23 protein-coding genes are annotated in these 21,416 nt (G+C 36.3%); 18 read left to right on the plus strand and 5 right to left on the minus strand.

Annotated elements, in window-relative coordinates:
* Positions 1-32 precede the first annotated feature (32 nt).
* Both KHA87_RS17695 and KHA87_RS17700 read left to right on the plus strand, forming a co-directional pair.
* On the plus strand, positions 33-575 hold the full coding sequence (locus KHA87_RS17695) for a histidine phosphatase family protein (protein ID WP_213095499.1): 543 nt from the start codon (positions 33-35) through the stop codon (positions 573-575).
* A gap of 340 nt (positions 576-915) precedes the next feature.
* The gene (locus KHA87_RS17700) at positions 916-2,406 is read left to right on the plus strand and encodes a hypothetical protein (RefSeq protein ID WP_213095500.1); all 1,491 of its coding nucleotides are present in this window, start codon (positions 916-918) and stop codon (positions 2,404-2,406) included.
* A gap of 67 nt (positions 2,407-2,473) precedes the next feature.
* Here the strand turns inward: KHA87_RS17700 and KHA87_RS17705 are convergent, their stop codons facing one another.
* Positions 2,474-3,088: a sterol desaturase family protein gene (locus tag KHA87_RS17705; protein WP_213095501.1), complete on the minus strand. Its 615-nt coding sequence runs from the start codon at positions 3,086-3,088 to the stop codon at positions 2,474-2,476.
* A 307-nt stretch (positions 3,089-3,395) separates the two neighbouring features.
* On the opposite strand from KHA87_RS17705, the gene KHA87_RS17710 reads away from it, so the two are divergent.
* Complete coding sequence (locus KHA87_RS17710) at positions 3,396-5,603, plus strand: ATP-dependent helicase (protein ID WP_213095502.1); 2,208 nt, start codon at positions 3,396-3,398, stop codon at positions 5,601-5,603.
* 145 nt (positions 5,604-5,748) lie between these two features.
* Here KHA87_RS17710 and KHA87_RS17715 read toward each other — a convergent pair whose 3' ends face one another.
* Both KHA87_RS17715 and KHA87_RS17720 read right to left on the minus strand, forming a co-directional pair.
* The gene (locus KHA87_RS17715; RefSeq protein ID WP_249310569.1) at positions 5,749-6,729 is read right to left on the minus strand and encodes a sensor histidine kinase; all 981 of its coding nucleotides are present in this window, start codon (positions 6,727-6,729) and stop codon (positions 5,749-5,751) included.
* A gap of 190 nt (positions 6,730-6,919) precedes the next feature.
* Complete coding sequence (locus KHA87_RS17720) at positions 6,920-7,621, minus strand: LytR/AlgR family response regulator transcription factor (RefSeq protein WP_213095503.1); 702 nt, start codon at positions 7,619-7,621, stop codon at positions 6,920-6,922.
* 204 nt (positions 7,622-7,825) lie between these two features.
* Here KHA87_RS17720 and KHA87_RS17725 point away from each other — a divergent pair, with 204 nt between their 5' ends.
* The 8 genes from KHA87_RS17725 (at position 7,826) to uvsE (ending at position 14,388) form a co-directional block, all read left to right on the plus strand.
* Positions 7,826-8,578: an ABC transporter ATP-binding protein gene (locus KHA87_RS17725; protein WP_213095504.1), complete on the plus strand. Its 753-nt coding sequence runs from the start codon at positions 7,826-7,828 to the stop codon at positions 8,576-8,578.
* Positions 8,568-9,725, plus strand: a complete 1,158-nt coding sequence (locus tag KHA87_RS17730; RefSeq protein ID WP_213095505.1) for an ABC transporter permease — start codon at positions 8,568-8,570, stop codon at positions 9,723-9,725. The genes KHA87_RS17725 and KHA87_RS17730 overlap by 11 nt, the downstream gene beginning before the upstream one ends.
* A 279-nt stretch (positions 9,726-10,004) precedes the next feature.
* Positions 10,005-10,142: a hypothetical protein gene (locus KHA87_RS17735; RefSeq protein ID WP_213095506.1), complete on the plus strand. Its 138-nt coding sequence runs from the start codon at positions 10,005-10,007 to the stop codon at positions 10,140-10,142.
* A 142-nt stretch (positions 10,143-10,284) separates the two neighbouring features.
* Positions 10,285-10,986, plus strand: coding sequence for a hypothetical protein (locus tag KHA87_RS17740; RefSeq protein ID WP_213095507.1), 702 nt, complete (start codon positions 10,285-10,287; stop codon positions 10,984-10,986).
* 2 nt (positions 10,987-10,988) lie between these two features.
* A complete protein-coding gene (locus tag KHA87_RS17745) occupies positions 10,989-11,732 on the plus strand; it encodes a hypothetical protein (RefSeq protein WP_213095508.1) in 744 nt (247 codons plus the stop codon).
* Positions 11,733-11,797: 65 nt separating this feature from the next.
* Positions 11,798-12,034 (plus strand): hypothetical protein, encoded by a 237-nt coding sequence (locus KHA87_RS17750; RefSeq protein ID WP_213095509.1) that lies wholly within the window; start codon positions 11,798-11,800, stop codon positions 12,032-12,034.
* A gap of 393 nt (positions 12,035-12,427) precedes the next feature.
* A complete protein-coding gene (locus KHA87_RS17755; RefSeq protein WP_213095510.1) occupies positions 12,428-13,279 on the plus strand; it encodes a DUF6612 family protein in 852 nt (283 codons plus the stop codon).
* Positions 13,280-13,434: 155 nt separating this feature from the next.
* Positions 13,435-14,388, plus strand: a complete 954-nt coding sequence (gene uvsE / locus KHA87_RS17760; RefSeq protein WP_213095511.1) for a UV DNA damage repair endonuclease UvsE — start codon at positions 13,435-13,437, stop codon at positions 14,386-14,388.
* A 60-nt stretch (positions 14,389-14,448) separates the two neighbouring features.
* Here the strand turns inward: uvsE and splB are convergent, their stop codons facing one another.
* Positions 14,449-15,477 carry a spore photoproduct lyase gene (gene splB, locus KHA87_RS17765; RefSeq protein WP_213095512.1) on the minus strand — a complete coding sequence of 343 codons (1,029 nt, stop codon included), beginning with the start codon at positions 15,475-15,477 and terminating at the stop codon, positions 14,449-14,451.
* Entirely contained in the window at positions 15,470-15,721 is a 252-nt protein-coding gene (locus KHA87_RS17770) for a transcriptional regulator SplA domain-containing protein (protein ID WP_213095513.1), read from the minus strand. Before KHA87_RS17770 ends, splB begins: the two co-directional genes overlap by 8 nt.
* A 136-nt stretch (positions 15,722-15,857) precedes the next feature.
* Between KHA87_RS17770 and KHA87_RS17775 the strand changes: the two genes are divergently transcribed.
* The 7 genes from KHA87_RS17775 to KHA87_RS17805 all read left to right on the plus strand — a co-directional run bounded on the left by KHA87_RS17775 (position 15,858) and on the right by KHA87_RS17805 (position 21,178).
* Positions 15,858-16,010 carry a hypothetical protein gene (locus tag KHA87_RS17775; RefSeq protein ID WP_213095514.1) on the plus strand — a complete coding sequence of 51 codons (153 nt, stop codon included), beginning with the start codon at positions 15,858-15,860 and terminating at the stop codon, positions 16,008-16,010.
* A gap of 226 nt (positions 16,011-16,236) precedes the next feature.
* Complete coding sequence (locus KHA87_RS17780; RefSeq protein ID WP_213095515.1) at positions 16,237-16,968, plus strand: polysaccharide deacetylase family protein; 732 nt, start codon at positions 16,237-16,239, stop codon at positions 16,966-16,968.
* Positions 16,969-17,077: 109 nt separating this feature from the next.
* Positions 17,078-18,439, plus strand: a complete 1,362-nt coding sequence (locus tag KHA87_RS17785; RefSeq protein ID WP_213095516.1) for an MATE family efflux transporter — start codon at positions 17,078-17,080, stop codon at positions 18,437-18,439.
* A gap of 140 nt (positions 18,440-18,579) precedes the next feature.
* Positions 18,580-19,404, plus strand: coding sequence for a GNAT family N-acetyltransferase (locus KHA87_RS17790; protein ID WP_213095517.1), 825 nt, complete (start codon positions 18,580-18,582; stop codon positions 19,402-19,404).
* Between the two features lie 221 nt (positions 19,405-19,625).
* Positions 19,626-20,153, plus strand: a complete 528-nt coding sequence (locus KHA87_RS17795; RefSeq protein ID WP_213095518.1) for a CBO0543 family protein — start codon at positions 19,626-19,628, stop codon at positions 20,151-20,153.
* A 142-nt stretch (positions 20,154-20,295) separates the two neighbouring features.
* Entirely contained in the window at positions 20,296-20,556 is a 261-nt protein-coding gene (locus KHA87_RS17800) for a globin domain-containing protein (protein ID WP_349305598.1), read from the plus strand.
* A gap of 163 nt (positions 20,557-20,719) precedes the next feature.
* On the plus strand, positions 20,720-21,178 hold the full coding sequence (locus KHA87_RS17805; protein ID WP_213095519.1) for a DUF2269 family protein: 459 nt from the start codon (positions 20,720-20,722) through the stop codon (positions 21,176-21,178).
* The last annotated feature ends 238 nt before the right edge of the window (positions 21,179-21,416 follow it).

The following is a 21,416-nucleotide window of genomic DNA, read 5'->3' on the forward strand; positions in this document are numbered from 1 at the left end:
CACGCAAAATGCTTTTGAAAGGTAGGTATTGTATGTTTAAAACCATTTACCTAGTACGGCATTGCAAGGCAGAGGGACAGTCCTCTGATGTACCGTTGACCGCTCTAGGGTTTCAACAGGCAAAGATGTTGGCTGAATTTTTTCAAGATAAGCAAATAGATTTGATTATATCCAGCCCTTTCACAAGAGCGATCCAATCTATTGAACCTTTGGCAAATAGTTCGGACCTGCAAATAAAGGAAGATGAACGCCTTTCGGAAAGGGTGTTGAGCTCCGAAGATTGTGAAAACTGGATGGAAATGCTAGAAGACTCCTTTCATGACTTGGATATATGTTATGAGGGAGGAGAATCCAGCAGGATAGCGATGAATCGAGCTACCCAGGTAATTGAAGATGTTTTGATAGATTCTGCAAGTAATATTTTGATCGTTACTCATGGGAATTTGATGTCTTTAATGTTAAAGCATTATGATCAATCCTTCGGGTTTGAAGAGTGGAAGGCGCTTTCCAATCCTGACGTATATTGTTTAAAGTTTGATGGAGCAGCTCCTCAAATAAGTAGAATTTGGGCTTAAGATACACTAGCGTTAAAAAAACTCAAGAAAAATTAGTAAATGGAATTGAAACTAGAAAATAATTTGAATAATATGAGAGAGGCTTGCCCCCATCTGCTTATAAAGTAGTAGGGGCAAGCTTTTTTTGTTCCGCTTTTTATTATGCAAAATAAGTATTATATTCAAACCTTATCAAAAACATTTTCCTTAACATTGTAAATATTACTAAAATACGAAAAAATACCTATAAATTCTTCCTTACATTTCTGGTATTATATAGCTATTCTATTATTTCCCTATTTATGAAATGGGAGGAAATTGTTACGGACGGATAGTTTATCCACTTGAAAGGAGAATATGAATGAAAAATATAAAACGTTTTTCCATTTTAATTTTGTCCATGCTGGTTTGTTTATTAGTTTCTTTTAACAGTAGTAATGCTGCTTCTGCGATGACATCCGTGAGTATTGCGAAAGGAAAAAGCTACGAGTTCTCGAATATAAGTAAGAAGTCAGGGGACATAAAGGTAGTAGGCGGAACAGATGTCAGCTATGACTATGTCGTGTACGATAAGAGTGGAAATGTAGTAGATACAAGAATTGCAGAGTGGATATATACAACCATTAAAGTGCCGTCAGGCGGAAAATTAATCATGACAGGGCAGAGTAAGAAAGCGGTAAAAGCAGGTGGCGCAAGTAAGCAGTTTAAAGGAAAAACAAGCAAATCACCTGCTTTAACAAGGTCCACGATAGTTAAAGGAAAAAGCTATGAGTTCTCCAATACAAGTAAGAAGTCAGGAAAGCTAAAGGTAGTAGGCGGAATAGATGTAGACTATGACTATGTCGTATACGATAAGAGTGGAAATGTAATGGATACACGAATTGCGGAGTGGATAAATACAACTGTTACTGTGCCAGCAGGTGGGAAAGTCACAATGACTGGGCAGAGTAAGAAAGCAGTAATAGCGGGTGGTGCAAATAAGCAATTTAAAGGAAAAGCAAGTAAATTGCGAGCACTAACAAGGTCGACAATAGTGAAAGGAAAAAGCTACGAGTTCTCCAATACAAGTAAGAAGTTAGGGAAGCTGAAGGTAATAGGTGGAATAGATGTAGACTACGACTATGTGGTATACGATAAAAATGGAAATGTAGTAGATACACGAATAGCAGAGTGGATAAATACGACAGTTATTGTGCCGGCAAGCGGAAAATTAATAATGACGGTGCAGAGTAAGAAATCTGTGATAGCAGGCGGCTCTAGCAAAATATTCAAAGGAAATACAGGCAAAACACCAGCTTTGACAAGATCTACGATGGTAAAAGGAAAAAGCTATGAGTTTTTTAATAAAAGCAATAAAGAGGGAAAAGTAAAGGTAGTAGGCGGAATAGATGTAGACTACGACTATGTGGTGTACGATAAAAATGGAAATGTATTAGATACGCGAATTGCCGAGTGGATTAATACAACCGTTACCGTTCCTGCGGGTGGAAAATTAATAATAACAGGGCAGAGTAAGAAAGCAGTTATAACTGGGGGATCTAGTAAAATATTCAAAGGAAATACAGGGAACTCTCCAGCATTGACTAGAGCCACAATTGCAAATGGAAAAAGTTATGAGTTTTCGAATAAAAGTAATCTAGTAGGCAATGTAAAAGTCGTAGGCGGAATAAATGTCAGTTATGACTATGTTGTATATAATGTTGCAGGAGATGTGGTCAAAAGCGATTTAGCACAATGGATAAATAAAACCATTGAAGTGCCAGCAAATGGAACGCTAGTGATTACAGTACAAGGAAAAAATCCGGCAATTGCAGGCGGTTCCTATATAGTATTTGCAGGTAAAGCAATCTAAATAAAATTTGCTCGTCAAATATTAAAGCTTATCCCTAGATATAAGAAGTGGGGATAAGCTTTTTCAATTAGTTCGCTCTTTTTTCCAAATTACGTGCTGTTTCACTTTTTTCCACTTCATGTTGATTCTTATATGTCCCAAAGACTTTATCGAAAGTAGGGCTTGTAACACCATACCAGTAGTTTTCATTTTTATAATGATGCCATAGATGTATTTTTTTCATGCGTTTTCCCCAAGGTGTTTTCGGAATGTACTCTTTGTGTGCTATATAATGTGTCCATTCATAATACAGAAGGAAGATGGAAATGCCTATAGCAAAAGCAATCGTTAAGGTTATATTTTGAATGATGAGAAAAACAATCAGTGAAAATATAATGATGTTTGGCAGACTATACCATACAGGTAAAAACAATAATTTTAGATTTCGTGGGTCGACATGATGATCATAATGGATTCGTTTAATGAACTTCAGCATTAATTCGCTTTTTGGTGGCTTCATGTGAAAAAGGAAGCGGTGCGTCAAATACTCGCCTAATGTATAGGATGCCATGCCAATTACAATTGCCAGCCAAGTTTCCCATGCATTCAAATCTCTAAAAATAAATACAATTCCCACCAAAACAAGCACACTCATAATCCGAACATGGATATCCCTAAAAAATTCCATTAAATATTTTTTCATGCTATGCCCCCTTATTTTACGACAGTATTGAATATTCTGACTAAATTATACAAAACGTTTTTTTACAAAGCAATAATCGTTGCGAACCGAAATAACTTTCGTTGTGACTGAATTATGGAGAGAACTGACCGAATTAATTGGAGTTGCGCCTGAATTAATTTGAGATATGCCTGAATTATAGAGAGAACTGACTGAATTATCGTGTTTCCTGATAGATTGTTAACAAACGCTAGGATAGATCTACCATGCCTATTTCCTGCGATGATGCTATAATTAAGGAACAGAAATTGTGAAGGGAAAGTCTGCAATGAAGGTACAGGAAGATTTTTTTACTGGTAAAAAGCATCAGTTAGGGGTGTCATTAAATGAGGTTCAACAGAAAGCCGTGCTGCAAACAGAAGGACCACTGCTTTTATTGGCATCACCTGGTTCGGGGAAAACAACAACAATTATTATGCGAATTGGTTATTTAATTGAAGAAAAAGGGGTAAATCCCGCAAGGATCAAGGCGGTCACATTCAGCAAAGCTTCGGCAAATGATATGAAGGACCGCTTTAAACGTTTTTTTCCTAAACTTCCCCCAGTTCATTTTTCTACCATACATAGCTTTGCATATGAAGTAGTACGAAGACATTTTCAAAATGAAGGGATATCCTTTCAAATAATTGAAGGTAATTTAGACTCCGAGGAAGATGCGATGAATAACGGGCAAGATCTGCCGCTGCATAAAAAGCTTATTCTTCGTAATATCTTTAAGTCAATCGTGGATGAAAATATAACGGATGATCAATTAGACGAGTTGACCACATATATAAGCTATATCAAAAACAAAATGATCCCACTTGAAAAGTGGAAGACGGTTAAAGTGGACGTACCTGAAGCGGAGAGGATTTTTCGAGAGTATGAAGCATTTAAGCAATCAGGGCATCAAAAGCTGCTGCTTGATTATGATGATATGCTTACCTACGGGGAAAAGATTTTAGAGAATAATGCTTCCCTGTTACGGTACTATCAGGATAAATATGATTATATTCTTACAGATGAGAGTCAGGATACTTCAATGGTGCAACATGCAATCATTGAAAAATTGGTGCGGAAATCTGGAAATCTCTGTGTTGTTGCAGATGATGACCAATCGATCTATAGCTGGCGAGGAGCGGAACCATCATACTTATTAAATTTCAAGCAAGTATATCCAAATGCCGTTACTTTATTTATGGAGCAGAATTATCGTTCCTCTCAGGAGATTGTGGATACAGCTAACCAATTCATTAAGCGAAATAAAAATCGCTATGACAAGAATATGTTTACGGAAAATTCCTCTTTTCAACCGATTAATATGAAATGCCTCCCTAATTACTTGAATCAAGCTAAGTATTTGGTAAAGGAAATTCAGGGACTGGATGATCACGGGGAAGTAGCTGTTTTATATCGTAATAACTCGTCCTCTATTGCATTAATGAATGAATTTGACCGTGCTGGGATCCCATTTTATATGAAGGATGCGGACAATCGTTTCTTCTCACACTGGGTAGTGGAGGATATTTTGAATTTCATGCGAATGACTTTTACAGATAAGCGCTCGGATATTCTAGAGAAAATTCACTTGAAATTAAACGGATATATCAGTAAAAAGCAGATGGAAGCATTGAAACAAATCCATAATAATGATTCGGTCTTTGATAATCTATTAAAGAATGTTCCACTAAAGGATTATCAAGTCAAGCCTTTAACAGAAAGCAAAGAAACCTTTCAGGAAATGAGGGGAATGGCCCCATTACATGCCATTCGTGTTATAAGAGAACGCTTAGGTTATGAGAAATCGCTTGAAAAGATGTGTGAGCGGCTTGGATTTCGAAAAGAATATCTGCTTGGAATTCTGAACACATTGGAGGAAATAGCCGTCGGATTATCGACAATGGAGGAGTTCGCCAGCCGTCTTAAATATTTGGACTCGGTTCTTAAAAGTGCAAAATATAGAAAAGGCCAAAACGCAGTGACATTCTCGACCTTTCATAGTGCCAAGGGACTGGAATTTGAAAGGGTTTATATGATTGATTTGGTGGAAGGAATTATCCCTTCTAAGGAGGAAACAAGAAGCGTGGCAACAGATGAAAGTGCTTTGGAGGAGGCTACCCGATTATTCTATGTTGGAATGACGAGGGCGAAAAAGCATCTGGAACTCATCTCTTATAAGGAAAGAGACGGAGAAACAGTTCAGGAATCTTCTTTTGTTTCGCATGTAAGGAAAATTATCGATCCAGAAATTGAAGCTACGAATAATGAACAGCCTTCCAGAAACATTAAAGTAGGAAAAACAGTCATTCCATATAATCCGAAGGCTATTCGGAAACAAAAGGACTTAGCAGCAGGGATAGAGATTAGACACCGGGTATTCGGAAGAGGCGAAATTATAGCTTATGATGGAGAAACAGTCGCGGTTCGATTTCAAGCAGGAGAAAAAATACTTGCAGTGAAGACTTGCCTCGAACTGGGACTGTTAGAGCCGATTTAAAAAGATTGAATGTCCCGAATTGACGGCAGTATTTCCTGATTTTCAAAAGAAACGTCACGAATCATTGGGAGAATGTCCTGAAAATAGTTAGAAATGTCCCGAAATAGCACTTTATACCTATAAAAGATGCTACAAAAAATCCCAGTCAACGAATGGCTGGGATTTTGATTTTCACCGTAAATTCCTGTTCTTTAAATACAAAGTCTAAGAAGCCTTGGTGAGCTTGAACGACATCGAGAATTATTTTAGTTCCAAGTCCTTCGTGTCCATCTCCTTTTGTTGTTTTACCAAAGGAGTGAAATAAATCATCGAGTATTTCCAATGGGATTGGCATACTATTATTTTTACAAATTAATATGTATAAGCCGCTTCTTTTATACATTTGCAAAGATAGTTGTGCCTGCTTATGTTGTGTTTTTTGCCATTCTTCACAGGCATCAATACTATTAGATAATAGATTACCGAGTAATGTGACCATATCTTGATCGGCAATGGGTATAGTTGAAAGGGGTAAGTCTAAATCATAAATGATATCAATCCCAACAGCTTTTGCCCGCCGATACATTTGATGCAGGATAGCTGCAACTACTCCGCGTTCTCCTTTAATGGAAAGGTTTGTTTCTTTATATCCATCTACTAATTCATCGAGATAGGCTTTTGCTTCTTGACTCTTTTCATTTTCCAGCATGAAATGGAGTGCAGATACATGCTTAAGAAAATCATGACGCTCACTGCGGACAATGCGAAAGGTTTCATTAATATGCTCTCGCTGTGCTTCAAACTCCATCACGGAATGTTCTAGCATGGAGATTTTTTTGCCTAAATACTCCCGAACTATTTCCATGCCGATAAAGACAAGAAATGGTACAATGTGTACCCAAGAAGGAGGGAGAAATCCATACAAGACTACCAAACAAATCTGTAGGACAAACAGGAATCCGTTCCATCTTACACCCATGGCGGAATACCTCAACAACAATCTTTTATATAAGAAAAAATTAATTAGGATAACTACAAGACAAATTAAATAGATTGGAATCTTCAGAGGTATAAGCATCAGTAAGGCTTGGAGATGAAAGATTCCTAAAATAGTGATAAGACCCCAATAGATCATGTTCTGCTTCAAGACTTCTCCACCTTTTTGTAAGACTTTTTTTATGTATAGAATGTTGTTTTTTCATATATGGATAATAAATCCTAATATTGTCTTAGCTCGGGGCATCTTTTCTTAAGATGGATAATCTTCCATTACCAAAAGGCTTGGTCGTTAGGAAGATTTTTGATTCATAAAGCAACTAGGATTAAGAAAAGAGCCTTTAAAAATAATGATTCTGTAAAAAATTCACTTTTTCTTTTGTAATCATGGCTTGTTCTTCTATTCCATCGAAGGTAACTATATAAGAATTCTTCGCGTAGAGAGAAAAGTTTTTTACATAATGAATATTGATAATGAAAGACCTGTGAGAGCGAAGAAAATCCCTTTCTCTTAACTCACCTTCCAATTCATTAAGAGTTTGATAGGTTTTAATGGGACCGGTCTTTGTATAAATAGTCGTGGATCTCCCAGACCGCTCTATAAAAATAATATCCTTCTTTTGAATAATATGAATATCATTTTTTTGCTTTATATAAAGTCGCCCAATAATGCCTGCTGTTTTGGTTTTCTCTAAGAGTCGTTCGATAGATTTCACTAACCGATCTCTAGAATAGGGCTTCATGATATAATCATGGACATTTAATTCAAAGGCATGAACGGCATACCCACTATTGGCCGTTACGAAAATAACAGCAATATCAAGTGCATGGGAATGAATAATATCAGCAAGCTCGTATCCCGATAAATTTGGCATTTCAATATCGGCAATTAATAAGTCAACGTTTTCCTTTTTGATATGCTCATAAGCTTCTTCCGCAGATAAAGTGGAAAATACCACCTCAACTTCTGGTATTCCTGCTACAATTCCATTTAATTTATCCAAATCAATGTACCGGTCATCTACAAGTCCCACTTTCAGCATACTGCATCCCCCACTATGTCTTTGTTTACACACTTTTAACTAAAGATGGAAAAATTGTGTTGGAACTTTCCATCTATTTTACCATTGTTAAGAGGGAAATGGACCTTTTTGCGACATGATATGGAACTTTTACGACATAAGTGCAGATTTCATCTCTGAAAGTTTGTATGATAAAAACAAGATATCGAAATAGGGGTGAGAGAGATGATTGAAATTCATGGAGTAACAAAGAAGTTTAAAGATAAAAAAGAATATGTTACGGCATTAAAGCAAGTAACCTTCACAGTAAAGAAAGGCCAGGTGGTAGGACTCTTGGGGGAGAATGGTGCCGGGAAAACAACCTTGCTGCGTACCATTGCAACATTACTGACTCCAACAGAAGGGCAAGTCTTGGTAGATGGTAATGACACAGTTAAAAATGAGTCTGAAATAAAAAAAAGAATCGGAGTGCTTTTCGGAGGAGAAACCGGATTGTATGACCGATTAACCGCCTATGAGAACCTTAAATATTTTGCCACCTTATATGGTTTAAGTAAACATGAAACGAAAGTTCGAATTAATGATCTTGCCATCATGTTTGGGATGAAAGATTATTTAAATCGCAAAGTAGGCGGTTTTTCAAAAGGAATGCGCCAAAAGGTAGCAATAGCTCGAACCATTATTCATAATCCAGATATCATTTTGTTTGATGAGCCGACAACTGGCCTCGATATTACCGCCTCAAATGTGTTCCGCCAGCTCGTGCATCAGCTTAAACGGGAGGGAAAGACGATTGTATTTTCCAGTCATATTATGGAAGAAGTCTCCATGCTTTGTGAAAGTGTGGCAATGATGCATAAAGGAGAGCTAGTGTACCACGGAGACCTAGAGGCACTTTATAAATCTGAAGGAAGCCGCGATTTGAATTATATATTTATGAGTAAGCTTGTAAGGGGGAATGAAACCTATGCTTCGTAATATTTATTTAAAAGAAATGATCGATTGCTTTCGTGATCGAAGAACTCTATTTTTAACCGTTTTAATGCCAATCGTGATGATGACAGCACTTACTCTGTTTTACGATAAAATGCTTTCTGGCGGAAAAGGGGAAACTTATAATTTAGCTGTTAATTCTACTATAACGAAAGACGCGGAGGATATCTTCTCCAAAAATAAAAATATTAATCTGGTTAAATACGCAGATCCTGAAGAAGCTATAAAGGATGGGAAAGCACAAGCTGCATTAATTATTGCACCTGATTTTGTAGAAAGCATTCAAAAAGGGGAAGAGGTATCCGTGAAACTTCTTGGAGATTCCTTCAGTCAGAAATCCTCTGACCTCATGAATGTAGTAAAAAATAGCTTATCTATTTATGAAAAATCCATCATTACCGAGAGATTGAATGCAAAAGGAATGGATTCAAAGTTGATTCAACCTTTTAAATTAGAGAAGAAGGAAATCTCCGAGGATAACCCTGGACTTAATTTGATGGCTATGTTAATTCCGCTTATATTAGCTGTTGCGATTGGTGCGGGAGCAAACCCAGCTGCCGCGGATTTATTTGCGGGAGAAAAAGAGAGAAAGACGATGGAAGCATTATTAATGACACCAGTAAAACGATCCGTCTTATTGCTCTCAAAGTGGCTGACTATTTCTTCGGTTGCTGCAACTACAGGATTCATTACCTTAATCGTGGTAGCACTAGAAATTACTTATTTAACTGATAACATAAAAAAGGCAGTTTCATTCGGGGATAATGTCTACCAAGTGATTGGGATAGCTATATTCATAGCGATAATATATGCGATGTTTGTTGCTTCATTCCTCATGCTTACCAGTATCATCGGTAAAACAGTGAAGGAAGCGCAAAGCTATAGTACCCCAATTTTAATGATAGCTGCATTCCCTGGGATGATTACCTCCTCCGTTGGTATAAATGAGATGACAATTAAGCATTTTGCGATTCCAATTTTGAATTTATTCAGCATAATGAAGGAATTGATATTCGGCATCATTAATGTGGAGCATATTCTGATTATGATCGGAAGTAATATTATTTGCATTGCTGTTCTCTTTATTATCGGACGTATATTATTCTTGAAAGATAAATGGGTTATGAATTAATGGATTAGGTTGAGTTCTCAGAGTTTATGGAAGTTAAACATAGATTAATATCATCGCACAAAAGAATATGCTTCCTGAGCGTGGACTTCATTTAATGTAAACAAACACAGATTTATTCCTTTAAGTCGTTCCTTCATTTTTCTCTAAGAAAGTGGAAAAATATCATTTGTTAAATATTAGGAATAATATTCTTGGGAATGAACAAAATATTAATAGCTACAATTTCTTATTTTATAAGAGTGTAGCTTTACTATGAATGAAGGATAAAGGAGAGAAACAATGACAAATCGTAACAACAATCGCAACCAACCCCACACTGGTGGGAGTAAATCTTCAGATACGGAATTTGGATCAGAGATGAATCAAAGCAAAAAAGCTAGAAAAAAGGCAGCAAGAGAAAGAAAAAATAATAGCTGATTGTATTTGTTGAAAAGGGCCGGTTCAGGTCCTTTTCTTTTTAAACTAAGTTGGGATGGCGAGGCACAATGAACTTGAAAGCAAAATGAAACTTTATCCTTAAAAATACGTACATAGCATAAATGATATTTTGGGGGTACAGATGAACCAACATTTAAACGTGATAAGCAGTTTCTTCTTAATTTGTACTTGGCTCTTTATTGGATACATAGTTTTCCGTATATATAGAAAGCAGCTTGAAAAGCCAAAGGTTTGGAAAGTAATATTAGTTTTTCTTTTTGGCTTATTTACATTTTCTATAAATATAAATGGATTTGAAACCTTAATAAAGCTTCCAATTTTACCGCTGGGTGTCTGGATTTTATATTTTATACTAAGGGACAAGAATAATAGCTGGAAAAAGTATCGTCGTTATGCATGGTTTGCTTTTTTTGCTAATTTTATTTTCTTATTGGTGACTTTAATAGAAATACCTATTCAACACTTTGTATATCCACCTAACAAGCCATCGACATATCTTGCCAATGTAAATAGTGCAACCATCATTATGACGCATCCTTCAGGAAAGAAGATGAGACTTAATCGAGACAGTTTGCTAAAACAATTACCAACTGCAAACGAACATAGATTTTTTAGTCAAGAATGGTATGACGAGACATATATTCATGAAAGCCGAAAAGAAAGGTTTCCTTATCAATTAATTGGAGTGAAATCGAAATGGGGGAGTGGCATCTCCTCTGACATTTATATTGAAAAGAATGGAAAAGGTATTTTAATAGATACTGCCAAAAGACAATATTATTACCGATTTAATGAATCGATTTTAAAGCAGGGAGGTCAATAAGGATGAGAAAAAGAGGCATCATCACTTTGGGAATTGGATCTGCTATCATTATTTCCTGCTTTATTACATATTGGTTCCATTTTGCTAAACCATCATCCTTTCTGTCCGATACCGAAATATATAAAAGAATAAATCATTCCTTTCCAAATGCTGCAATCGATATGGTTCAAGGATCGGTGGAATTGGATAGTCGTCATGTTTTTGTTCCATTCAAAACACGGGAGAATAAATACGGGTTTAGCTGCTGGACTTGGAGTAAGCATAAATGGGAACTAACTGCTATTAACACAATAGGTGATCCATATTTATGGAAAATGGACAAAGACGATCCTGCCACCTATCGATTTATTTGGAATATTAACACATATGATAAAGTAAAATCGATTCATTTTTATTTTGCAAGAGACAAGAACTACCATGTAAATATGGGAGTGGAATACTATGATCCCAAAATACAAATGCAAAAAGAAGTATTAGTTAAAGATCAGTCATATGGATTTATGAAGCTGCCCAAAGATTGGATTCAGGTTATGGAATCTCAATATAAAGTAGAATCCGAAAAACAGCCAGATTTGCCTTTCTTCAGCTTTATGCCTCTGACATCCATATACTTTGGCTGGATTCCCTATGATGAGATGGGGAAGGAAGTAAATCTCAATAATTTTGTGGATAGAACTGGTTTTGGATCGTTCGGTAATGAATTGGAAGATGTCCGGCTATTATCCAAGAAAGATGTTGATTTTTAGTGGATAAAACTATAATAAAGGATTTTTTTTGACATGTACGTAAGTATAGTCGAGGAGGGATATGGATGAAAAAATATATCTTATTTTTAAGTGTATTTATTGCCGGATTTATTGCATTGCAAATCATTTCTGGCATGGTGCTGACAATAATGTATACTCCTACTTGGACAGAAACGTCCGCATTGTCTTCGAATGTGGTGGAATTCGGTAATACTAGTGCTATTTCATCTCTCATCATTGCATTGTTAGCTTTGGGAATTGCATTTTTTAGTACTAAATTAGTAAAGAAAAAGAATTCGTGAAATAATATTTCATTTCCTATCTAAAAGATTTTAGGACATTTAATCATTTACCTCCATTGGAGGTTTTTTTTATAGGGATATGTTATTTATAAAAAAATGTAGTTTAATAGATACTGGTATTGGTCGATATAATGAATGGTACATTATTGGTATCTGTTTGGGGACTTTAGAGAAAGTAGGATTTGAGATACAGCATAAATGTACGTTGATAGTAAAAAAGCTGGTTAGAGGAAACAGGATTTATATAGGAGAGTTTCATGAATTGGACGCAATCCAATTTCTTTTTTATTCCATAAAATAGGAAGGGCTTTCTTCCTATTTTATAAAATACTGAAACCAATTCTTACTGTAAGCGTACATATAAGAGATAACCAAAAGGGGGATTTACATCTAATGAAAAAATGGCTAGTTAGTTTTGTTTCTATTTTGCTGCTACTAAGCTTGGCGGCTTGTGGCCAGACAGCTGATCCGGTCGATTCCAAAACCAAAAAGAAGGATAGCATAACACTTTCCGAGGTGTTTGCAAAAACAAATGAAGCGTCGAAAAAATTAGAAAGTGTTCATTCTGATATGGAGCTTAATCAAATAGTGAATGTACCTGGGCAAGAAACACCGATGGAACTTCATTCAACTATATCTGCAGATATGGTTTTAAATCCAATGGCTTTGCATCAAAAAATGAAAATGAATGTTAAAGGCGGAGAAGAAGCTATCCAAAATCAAACAATGGATATCGAAGCATATTTAGCAAAAGAAGGCTTTTTTATGTATGAACCGACTTCCAAACAATGGATGCAAATGCCGGAGGAGTTTTCCAATCAGATTTTACAAATGCCTGAACAGCAAGCCAATCCAGTGGAGCAACTCAAACAATTGCAACAATTTGCCAAAGACTTTTCATTCAAGCAGAATGATACTCAATATATTTTGAACCTAAAAGCATCAGGAGAAAAATTCGATCAATTTTTAAAGGAAAATGCAAAAAAATTAATGCCGGATGCTCTAAAAGAAGATATGGAAGCATTGGATAATCTTAAGTTCAAAAATGTGAACTTTGAAATTTTCATCGATAAAAAGACCTTTAACATCACATCCTTAAATACAAATCAAGAAGTAGAAGTGATATCGGATGGCGAAAAGATGAATATGAAACAAGAGATAAAGTCCACATACACTAATTACAATAAATTGAAGGAAATAAAAGTGCCGAAGGAAGTGTTAGATACAGCTCAAGAATTACAATAATGTAGAAGGAAATCCAGCAAACCGATTTGTTTGCTGGATTATTCTATTTATATGTCGGCTGCAAGGAATGAAGGGTTTCATAATAGTCTCCGAACGAGATGGGCATACTGAACTCTGTTTACAAGAATATATAAGGAAAGCAAACGGAGGAATATATGAAAATTCGATTCGGATATGTGGCAAACGCTCTAGGACTATGGAATGCCAGCCCATCCAAAGCATTAACATTTGCACGCTACTCTGCATTACCTAAGACGGAGAGAATGGATAAGTTGAAAGAGGTTACCGCACAGAACTTACATCATACAAAAAGAATCCTTTATTATAATATTGCTCATGAAGTGGAATTGTATCGGTTCTCGAGCTCCCTAGTTCCATTAGCTACCCATCCGGAAGTAATGTGGGATTATATTTCTCCTTTTAAAGCTGAGTGGGAAGAGCTTGGGAAATTAATTTCCCAATTTAATCTTCGTCCCAGCTTTCATCCCAATCAATTTACACTTTTTACGAGCGGTAATATAGCAATAACTGAAAATGCAGTAAAGGATATGAAATATCATTATTCCATGCTGCAGGCAATGAATGCTGTGGAAAGGGGATTAATAAACATCCATATTGGCGGAGCCTATGGAGATAAACCAACAACATTAGAACGTTTTCATCATAATCTGAAGCAACTGCCACTGGAGATAAAACAAATAGTTACTTTAGAAAACGATGATAAGACGTATAATGTAGAGGAAACTCTCCTAACCTGTGAACAGGAAAGGATTCCAATGATTCTAGATTATCATCATTACATGGCAAATAAAGACGGAATAGAATTAGAGGATTATTTATCACGCATATTTAAAACTTGGGAAATGCGTAATATGGTGCCGAAGGTCCATCTGTCGTCACCAAAAGCTGAAAATGAATATCGCTCACATGCAGATTTTGTATCTTTACCATTTGTGCTCCCTTTCTTCAAAATGGCAAAGGAATTAAATCAGGATTTTGACGTGATGATTGAAGCGAAACAAAAGGATTTGGCCATGCAAAAGCTGGTAGAGGAAATAGCAGCTATCCGGGGAGTAAAGCGGATAACCAGTTCTGTTGTTGAATGGTGAATAGAGTTAGTATGGGACCTCCACTTTTTTAATGGGCTGTCCCATTTTTATTTTTTTTTGTTAGGTAAAATATTCGATCTTAGCATCTGGAAAATACTGATGAATATAGCCGCCTAATGTATCCTTTATATCTTCTTGTTCCTCGTTTGTGTAGACATATTTTCCAATACCGTATTTACCCCATTTCCATTTTCTCTTTGATTCATCGAGTTCAAGCTTCGTCATCGGATAATTTTCTTGAATTACCCGCTTTGCCGGTTTGGTAAAGCGATGCTGGATCATCTCAAAGGTTAAATCCTTTCGTGCTCCTGCTGGCAATACAGCTTCAAGCTTCTCAAATAATTCTCGATAACCGGATTTCCAGCCTTCATGCAGATAAATAGGGGCAACGATAAATCCTAAAGGGTAGCCTGCATTCGCTACTTTGACGGCAGCCTCTAAGCGATCATCGAGTCTGGATGTTCCCGGTTCAAAATATTTAATTATATAATCATCATTAACACTAAAGCGAAATCGTGTCTTGCCGTTATGCTTAGCATCTAAAAGGTGGTCGACATGGGCAAATTTTGTAACAAAGCGCAAGCTTCCATACTCGGATTCTCCGAAAAACTCAATCGCTCTTTTTAATGAGTGTGTCAAGTGATCTAATCCGACTATATCGGAGGTACAAGAAGCTTCGAAGCGTGTTATTACAGGAGCTCTTTCCTTCATATACTCTTCAGCAGCGTCAAATATTTCATCAACATTTACATATGTCCGGATATATGGCTTACTTCCCATTGTTGTTTGTAAATAGCAATAATGGCAATGCCCCATGCACCCCGTTGCTAAAGGAATGGCATATTCAGCGGACGGCTTAGAAGTATCAAATTTTAATGTTTTTCTCAGACCGATAACAAGGGTGGATTTCGCAATCCGATATTTTTGAAAGTGATTTTCTCCCGGTAGGTTGCGAATCTGATTATGGGAGGTAGTTTGGCGAATTTCTATTCCCATCGATTCGAATTTAGATACCAATTCTTTTCCGAGAGGATATTCTAGTGCCTGTGGTTCTACATATACAAGCTGGGGTACAAATGGCTTAACCATAGTATTCCTCCGAGTACCCGAATGCATCTTGATAAGCTTGCTCCGCATCCTCCTCAGATGCAAATACGGCAAATTCTTCTGAAAGTGGATAATATGTTTCGTGCAAAAATAAAGCTAATTGACCAGGGGCATCCGGATTTTGTACTACAGCCGCCTGCTGTACATTGGCTACATCCTGGGCATGTGGATTCCGGATTATTACATAAACAATTTCACCGGGTCTGTACGTCTGATTATGATCCATTTCATCACCTATTTTTCAATATAGTTCAATGAAAGTATTCCTTATTCGAGTAAATTTATGTGATAGGTTTTACATCTATATTTGGATATTTTACATTATTATGCACATTATATTGTTGATAAGGTGGTGAATGTTTATGCCAAATAAAAATCAGCAAAATAAACCTAACTTCAATCAAGACGGAGCAGGATCGGAATATCATAAAAATCATGCAGGAACATTACCGGATTACGGTAACAATGATATAGATCCTAATGCAAATGAGGCTAATCAGAAGAGAAAATCTTAGTGGGAAAACGCCGAATGGCGTTTTTTTTAAATAAGGCTGTTTTCGGATAGATTGTTGTTTTTCATATTTTGTAATAAATCCCAATATAGTCATTGCTCGGGGCATCTTTTCTTAAGAAGTTTATTCCTTCACCAAAAACCGGGTGATAACTAAGATTTTCTTTCGAAAAAGCAAAAATCCTTAAATAAAAATAAGGGAACTAACAAAATAGGAAATGGGGTTAAATATGAAATGGACTGCGAGGTTTTTCTTGTGTTTTCTAATATTATTTTTACCAAAGCAAGCTTTTGCAGCAAGCCAAGTGCCAATTTTGGTGTATCATTCTATAGATGAATACACGGGCCATGGTTCTAAGGAGTTGTATGTGACTCCGCAAAATTTTGAAAAACAAATCACTTTTTTACGAGATCATGGCTATACCTTATTAACTTTTGAACGTTGGAAGGATATGCATCGATACAGCAAGCCAATATTCATTACATTGGATGATGGCTACAAGAATAATCTTAATGCCTTTAAGACATTTCAAAAGCTTAAAACAGAACAATTTCGGCCAACTGCAACCTTTTTTGTCATTTCTGATTTTATCGGGAGATCCAATCGCTTGTCCAAATCGGATTTAAAAATGCTAGCAGATACAGGTATTGTTTCCGTGCAGTCTCATACGGCAACTCACCCTGATTTAACGAAAGTTTCCGATTATCATGACGAGCTTGCTGGCTCTAAAGAAAAAATAGAAGGAATCACTGGAAAAGAGGTCATCGCTCTTTCCTATCCATACGGAAGCTATAATGTAAAAGTTATTGAGGAGACGAAAAAGTATTATAAATTTGGAATTACTACGATACCGGAGAAGTATTCGGAGAAAGGCTTGAAGAATGAACTATATTTTTTACCAAGAATTTATATTAAGTATTCCACAACATTAGATGAGTTTGCAGACATTGTGGGAAAATAGTCGAATATTTGCTGAAATAGGATGTTTTCTTAATCATAAAAGAATAATATCATTTTGAAGTAAATAGTATATAATGGTTTTAGTGAAAAATAGTACAGGAGTATCATCTATGAATCAAGCATATACAAATAAGGAAAAAGTAAAGCAAATATTCATCTTATTAATCCCTATCTTAATCACACAGCTCGGTATGTTTTCTATGGTGTTTTTCAATAATATAATGTCTGGGAAGTACAATTCAACTGATTTAGCGGGAGTAGCTATCGGCTCCTCTATTTGGAATCCAGTTTTTACTGGATTAAGCGGAATTTTGCTGGCGGTTTCTCCGATTGCTGCACAACAACTGGGGGAGAAGAAAAATAAAGAAGTGTCCTCCGTTGTTGCAAATGGAATTTATCTTTCCTTTATAATTGGATTATTGGTTATATTACTGGGCTTTTTATTATTAGATCCCATTTTGAATAATATGAACTTAGCACAGAACGTACAAGATACGGCACACCAATATCTAGTTGGACTAGGTTTTGGGGTTATCCCATTATTCATTTTTAATGTTCTAAGGTCGTTTATTTATGCTTTAGGGAAAACACGTGTCGTAATGGTGATTTTATTAGTATCTTTGCCGGTTAACTTCTTTTTTAATTATGTTCTTATTTTTGGAAAGTGGGGATTTCCGGAGCTCGGAGGGGCTGGAGCGGGATATGCGACATCCATCACGTATTGGGTTATTGCCGGGATTACAGCATTCATTATCAAAACACAAACGCCTTTCTCCACATATAAAGTGTTTCCAAAAGTAAAGATGTTCTCTACGAAAATGTGCAAGGAAATTTTAAAAATTGGAGTTCCGATGGGCCTGTCTACTTTTTTTGAGACAAGTATGTTTGCAGTGGTGACGATATTAATTAGTAAGTTCAGCATCACTACTATAGCTGCTTATCAATCAGCACTTAATATAGTATCCTTTCTTTATATGATACCTGTAAGCATTTCCTTGGCGATTACGGTTTTAGTAGGTTATGAGGTAGGGGCGAAAAGATATCGTGATGCCAAGTCTTACAGCTGGCTTGGAGTAGGTTTGTCGATAGTGATGGCGGCAGTTACAGGGATCTTAGTCATTGTTTTCCGTTATCAAGTAGCTGGATTTTACTCAAACGAACCAGCTGTCATTAATTTAACTGCACACTTTTTAATTTTCGCATTGTTTTTCCAAATTTCTGATGCGATCCAAGCTACTGCACAAGCGGCTTTAAGAGGTTATAAGGACGTAAATATATCGTTCATCATGACGCTAATTGCATATTGGTTAATATGCCTGCCAGCCGGATATCTCTTAGCCAATTTTACAAGCCTCGAAGTAAGGGGATTTTGGATAGGGTTAACGTTAGGATTACTTGCCGCAGGCATTTGCTTGTCTGTAAGGCTTCTTTACATTCAAAAAAGAAGATTTGCCGGATCTATAGAGATATAGTGGTTTTAAAAATGGTTGGTCCATTTACTAGTTAGTAGATTGGACCAACCATTTTCTCTATGTTTACCAATAATCTTATGCTACCAGAAGGAATGCAAAATGATTAAGTAGAATTACTTTAGAGTTTGGAGGGATGAATAATGTTAAGCAGTAAACAATTAAGTGATATAAAAAAGCTTCAGCTGGCTTGTGAAAAGGAAGAAAATATTTATCTCAAGCTTAACTGGGAAATGCTCGAGTCTCGTAATGACAAGGAACAAACGGATTTTCTTCATTATGAAAAGGAAGAATTAATTGGCTTTCTAGGTCTTTATGGATTCGGAAACACAATGGAGGTTTGCGGAATGGTTCACCCGCAGCACCGCCGCCAAGGAGTATTTACCAAGCTTTTAGATGAAGCACTGGGAGAGATGAAAAAAGATAAGGTAGAAGAAATATTATTAAATGCTCCTGCCAGCTCCAATTCTGCAAAAGCTTTTCTGAAAAAAGTTCCTTGTCAATTAGCATTTTCTGAATATCAAATGAAATGGTCCGAAATAGAACTTGGGGAGGAGGAGCCAATCCGGATTCGAAAGTCAACGGATGCTGATTTAGAAACGGAGATCCAATTGGATGTAGAATGCTTCGGTATTTCAGAAGAATCGGCTCGCAAAAGACATAATGAACGTGTTAATAAGGAAAATACAGAAGGCTATTATGTAATTGAAACGGAACAAGAAACAGTGGGTAAAATTCGTGTACAACATATGGACGGGGAAGCGTGGATCTATGGCTTTGCTATTTTTCCAAAATATCAGGGGAAAGGACTTGGCAGAAGAGCATTGAAAAGAGTCATTCGTGAGCAGCATGCACTAGGTTATCCTATATTTTTGGAAGTTGATACGAAGAATGGAAATGCTTTAAAGTTATATGAAGCATGCGGATTTAAATCCGTTCTAGCGCAGGATTATTACCGGATGCTTTAAAAAAATTTGTTTGGAATGAAGGGATGATCAAGAACAGTATTTTTTTACTGTTCTTTTTTCTGCAACCCAAAATGATTGTAAATGAAGTTTGGCTATGGAAAAAGAAAGATAGATCATACATTGCACCATAATTTGTAAAAATATTAATGTAGAAATTCAGTTTAGGGTCATACTATTGTTGGGTGTTTATGAATGCATTTTTTACATAATGAGGTGGTGCAATGACTGCCCTATATGGTCTTATCTGGCTGGCGGCAGGGTGGAAATGGGGGGATTGGAGAAATTGGAGGAAGTATTATTCCACGATTCTCTTTTTTATTTTGGGCGACTTTATATATCAATATTTTCTCTCCGATCTATATCCAATGTGGACCTATAATCCCCAGGGGGTGGATGAAAAGGCTGGATTAACACATGTCCATATTTTTTTGACTATCATGATTATTAAATATCCTGCGACAACCCTTATTTATTTATCTAAGTTTCCTGATGGGAAGCGCTTGAAGCAAATACTGTATATTGTATTCTGGGTCATCATCTATGGTATTAATGAACTGATAGATATTCGCAATCATCTTATTCAATATCATAATGGCTGGAGCTTTTGGTGGTCAGTCATGTTTAATGTGGTCATGTTTATCATTTTACGCATGCATTATCGCAGACCACTTACAGCTTGGGCTCTTTCGATGTTATTCATTGTTTTTCTGTGGCAAGTATTCGATGTTCCGTCTACCGTGTTTGGGTAAGGGGTGGGTGCTGGCCCCAAAAATTCTTTCATTTGTGATTTATAGTACAGAAAGCGTCTTTTAATTAGGTATATAATAATATCAGATCCATTAATGGGGGGAATAAATATGGAGCCTCGTTTACAGACGCTTTTATGAGCAAATAGGCAAAGAGACAATGGAGGAGCTAGTAAATGCATTTTATCCTAAAGTATATGCTGATCCAGATTTAAGTCCAATATTTCAAGGGGATATGAGTGAAATTATGCGAAAGCAAAGGATGTTTCTGACTCAGTTTCTTGGCGGACCTGCATTATTTTCCCAAGAATTTGGCCCTCCTGCAATGCGTTACAGACATTTGATGCATGAAATTACACCTAAGCGTGCAGAATGTTGGTTAAGATGTATGTGGGGGGCTTTTTAGGAAGTTGGATTGGATAAACATCCAGCCGGAGAATTTTTCTTCAGCAGATTAAAACAGGTTGCTGCGATTATGGTTAATTCTTCGGATAATGAAAATCTCTAAAAGAGACGGATAAATGCTTTAAAAGATTATTAAAAAGATAGAGTGGAAAGGATGCAACCCTTTGTATACAGTATATAAAATATTAGTTTTTATTCATATTTTATCAGCCATTGTTGGCATGGGACCGGGATTTGTTTTAAGCAGAATTGTAAAATCCGCCAAAAATATGACTGAATTGCGACATGCATATGCCATTAAGCATAATTTTCATATTTTTGTAATGATTGGTGGTACCTCATTGCTTGTAACCGGCTTGATGATGGGGCTGATAAATACAGCTCTCTTTCATAGTGGCTGGTATTGGACAAGTCTTACTCTCTTTTTCATTGCTTTGGCTATGGGCCCAATTGTATTATCACCAAGATCAAAACCTATTAAAAGTCTAATAGAAAATAATAAAGAGAAGGAAGAAATTCCAAAGGAATATTATGGACTGGCAAAAATTCTGTTTCGCCTTGAAGCAGTAATTAATTTCATATTTTTGGTGATCATTGCTTTAATGATACTCAAACCATTTTAAGAACTTTCGACAAGACCGACATTAGGGCGGTCTTTTTTAGTTGGTCTCAATAGACTGAACTGAATAGTTAGAATAGTTGAATTCTTATGAGCGATAGTCTATAGTAATAGTAAAATAGTACCATATTTAATGGAAGCGCTCACAACTAACATCGTATAAGGGGAGAAATAAATGTCACTGGGGAAATATATTATTCGAACATTAATCGTCGTAATACCGGGTGTTTTCTTGATTACTC

The organism is Bacillus sp. FJAT-49736, assembly GCF_018343615.1.
Taxonomy (GTDB): domain Bacteria; phylum Bacillota; class Bacilli; order Bacillales; family Bacillaceae_C; genus Margalitia.

What these genes read in the sequence shown, in the direction of transcription:
- KHA87_RS17730 (WP_213095505.1), top strand. Translation starts at nt 8,568, where the DNA reads ATGCTTCGTAATATTTATTTAAAAGAAATGATCGATTGCTTTCGTGAT.
- KHA87_RS17750 (WP_213095509.1), top strand. Translation starts at nt 11,798, where the DNA reads ATGAAAAAATATATCTTATTTTTAAGTGTATTTATTGCCGGATTTATT.
- KHA87_RS17725 (WP_213095504.1), top strand. Translation starts at nt 7,826, where the DNA reads ATGATTGAAATTCATGGAGTAACAAAGAAGTTTAAAGATAAAAAAGAA.
- KHA87_RS17740 (WP_213095507.1), top strand. Translation starts at nt 10,285, where the DNA reads ATGAACCAACATTTAAACGTGATAAGCAGTTTCTTCTTAATTTGTACT.
- KHA87_RS17705 (WP_213095501.1), bottom strand. Translation starts at nt 3,088, where the DNA reads ATGAAAAAATATTTAATGGAATTTTTTAGGGATATCCATGTTCGGATT.
- splB (WP_213095512.1), bottom strand. Translation starts at nt 15,477, where the DNA reads ATGGTTAAGCCATTTGTACCCCAGCTTGTATATGTAGAACCACAGGCA.
- KHA87_RS17755 (WP_213095510.1), top strand. Translation starts at nt 12,428, where the DNA reads ATGAAAAAATGGCTAGTTAGTTTTGTTTCTATTTTGCTGCTACTAAGC.
- uvsE (WP_213095511.1), top strand. Translation starts at nt 13,435, where the DNA reads ATGAAAATTCGATTCGGATATGTGGCAAACGCTCTAGGACTATGGAAT.
- KHA87_RS17710 (WP_213095502.1), top strand. Translation starts at nt 3,396, where the DNA reads ATGAAGGTACAGGAAGATTTTTTTACTGGTAAAAAGCATCAGTTAGGG.
- KHA87_RS17775 (WP_213095514.1), top strand. Translation starts at nt 15,858, where the DNA reads ATGCCAAATAAAAATCAGCAAAATAAACCTAACTTCAATCAAGACGGA.
- KHA87_RS17780 (WP_213095515.1), top strand. Translation starts at nt 16,237, where the DNA reads ATGAAATGGACTGCGAGGTTTTTCTTGTGTTTTCTAATATTATTTTTA.
- KHA87_RS17795 (WP_213095518.1), top strand. Translation starts at nt 19,626, where the DNA reads ATGACTGCCCTATATGGTCTTATCTGGCTGGCGGCAGGGTGGAAATGG.
- KHA87_RS17785 (WP_213095516.1), top strand. Translation starts at nt 17,078, where the DNA reads ATGAATCAAGCATATACAAATAAGGAAAAAGTAAAGCAAATATTCATC.
- KHA87_RS17700 (WP_213095500.1), top strand. Translation starts at nt 916, where the DNA reads ATGAAAAATATAAAACGTTTTTCCATTTTAATTTTGTCCATGCTGGTT.
- KHA87_RS17735 (WP_213095506.1), top strand. Translation starts at nt 10,005, where the DNA reads ATGACAAATCGTAACAACAATCGCAACCAACCCCACACTGGTGGGAGT.
- KHA87_RS17790 (WP_213095517.1), top strand. Translation starts at nt 18,580, where the DNA reads ATGTTAAGCAGTAAACAATTAAGTGATATAAAAAAGCTTCAGCTGGCT.
- KHA87_RS17770 (WP_213095513.1), bottom strand. Translation starts at nt 15,721, where the DNA reads ATGGATCATAATCAGACGTACAGACCCGGTGAAATTGTTTATGTAATA.
- KHA87_RS17720 (WP_213095503.1), bottom strand. Translation starts at nt 7,621, where the DNA reads ATGCTGAAAGTGGGACTTGTAGATGACCGGTACATTGATTTGGATAAA.
- KHA87_RS17745 (WP_213095508.1), top strand. Translation starts at nt 10,989, where the DNA reads ATGAGAAAAAGAGGCATCATCACTTTGGGAATTGGATCTGCTATCATT.
- KHA87_RS17695 (WP_213095499.1), top strand. Translation starts at nt 33, where the DNA reads ATGTTTAAAACCATTTACCTAGTACGGCATTGCAAGGCAGAGGGACAG.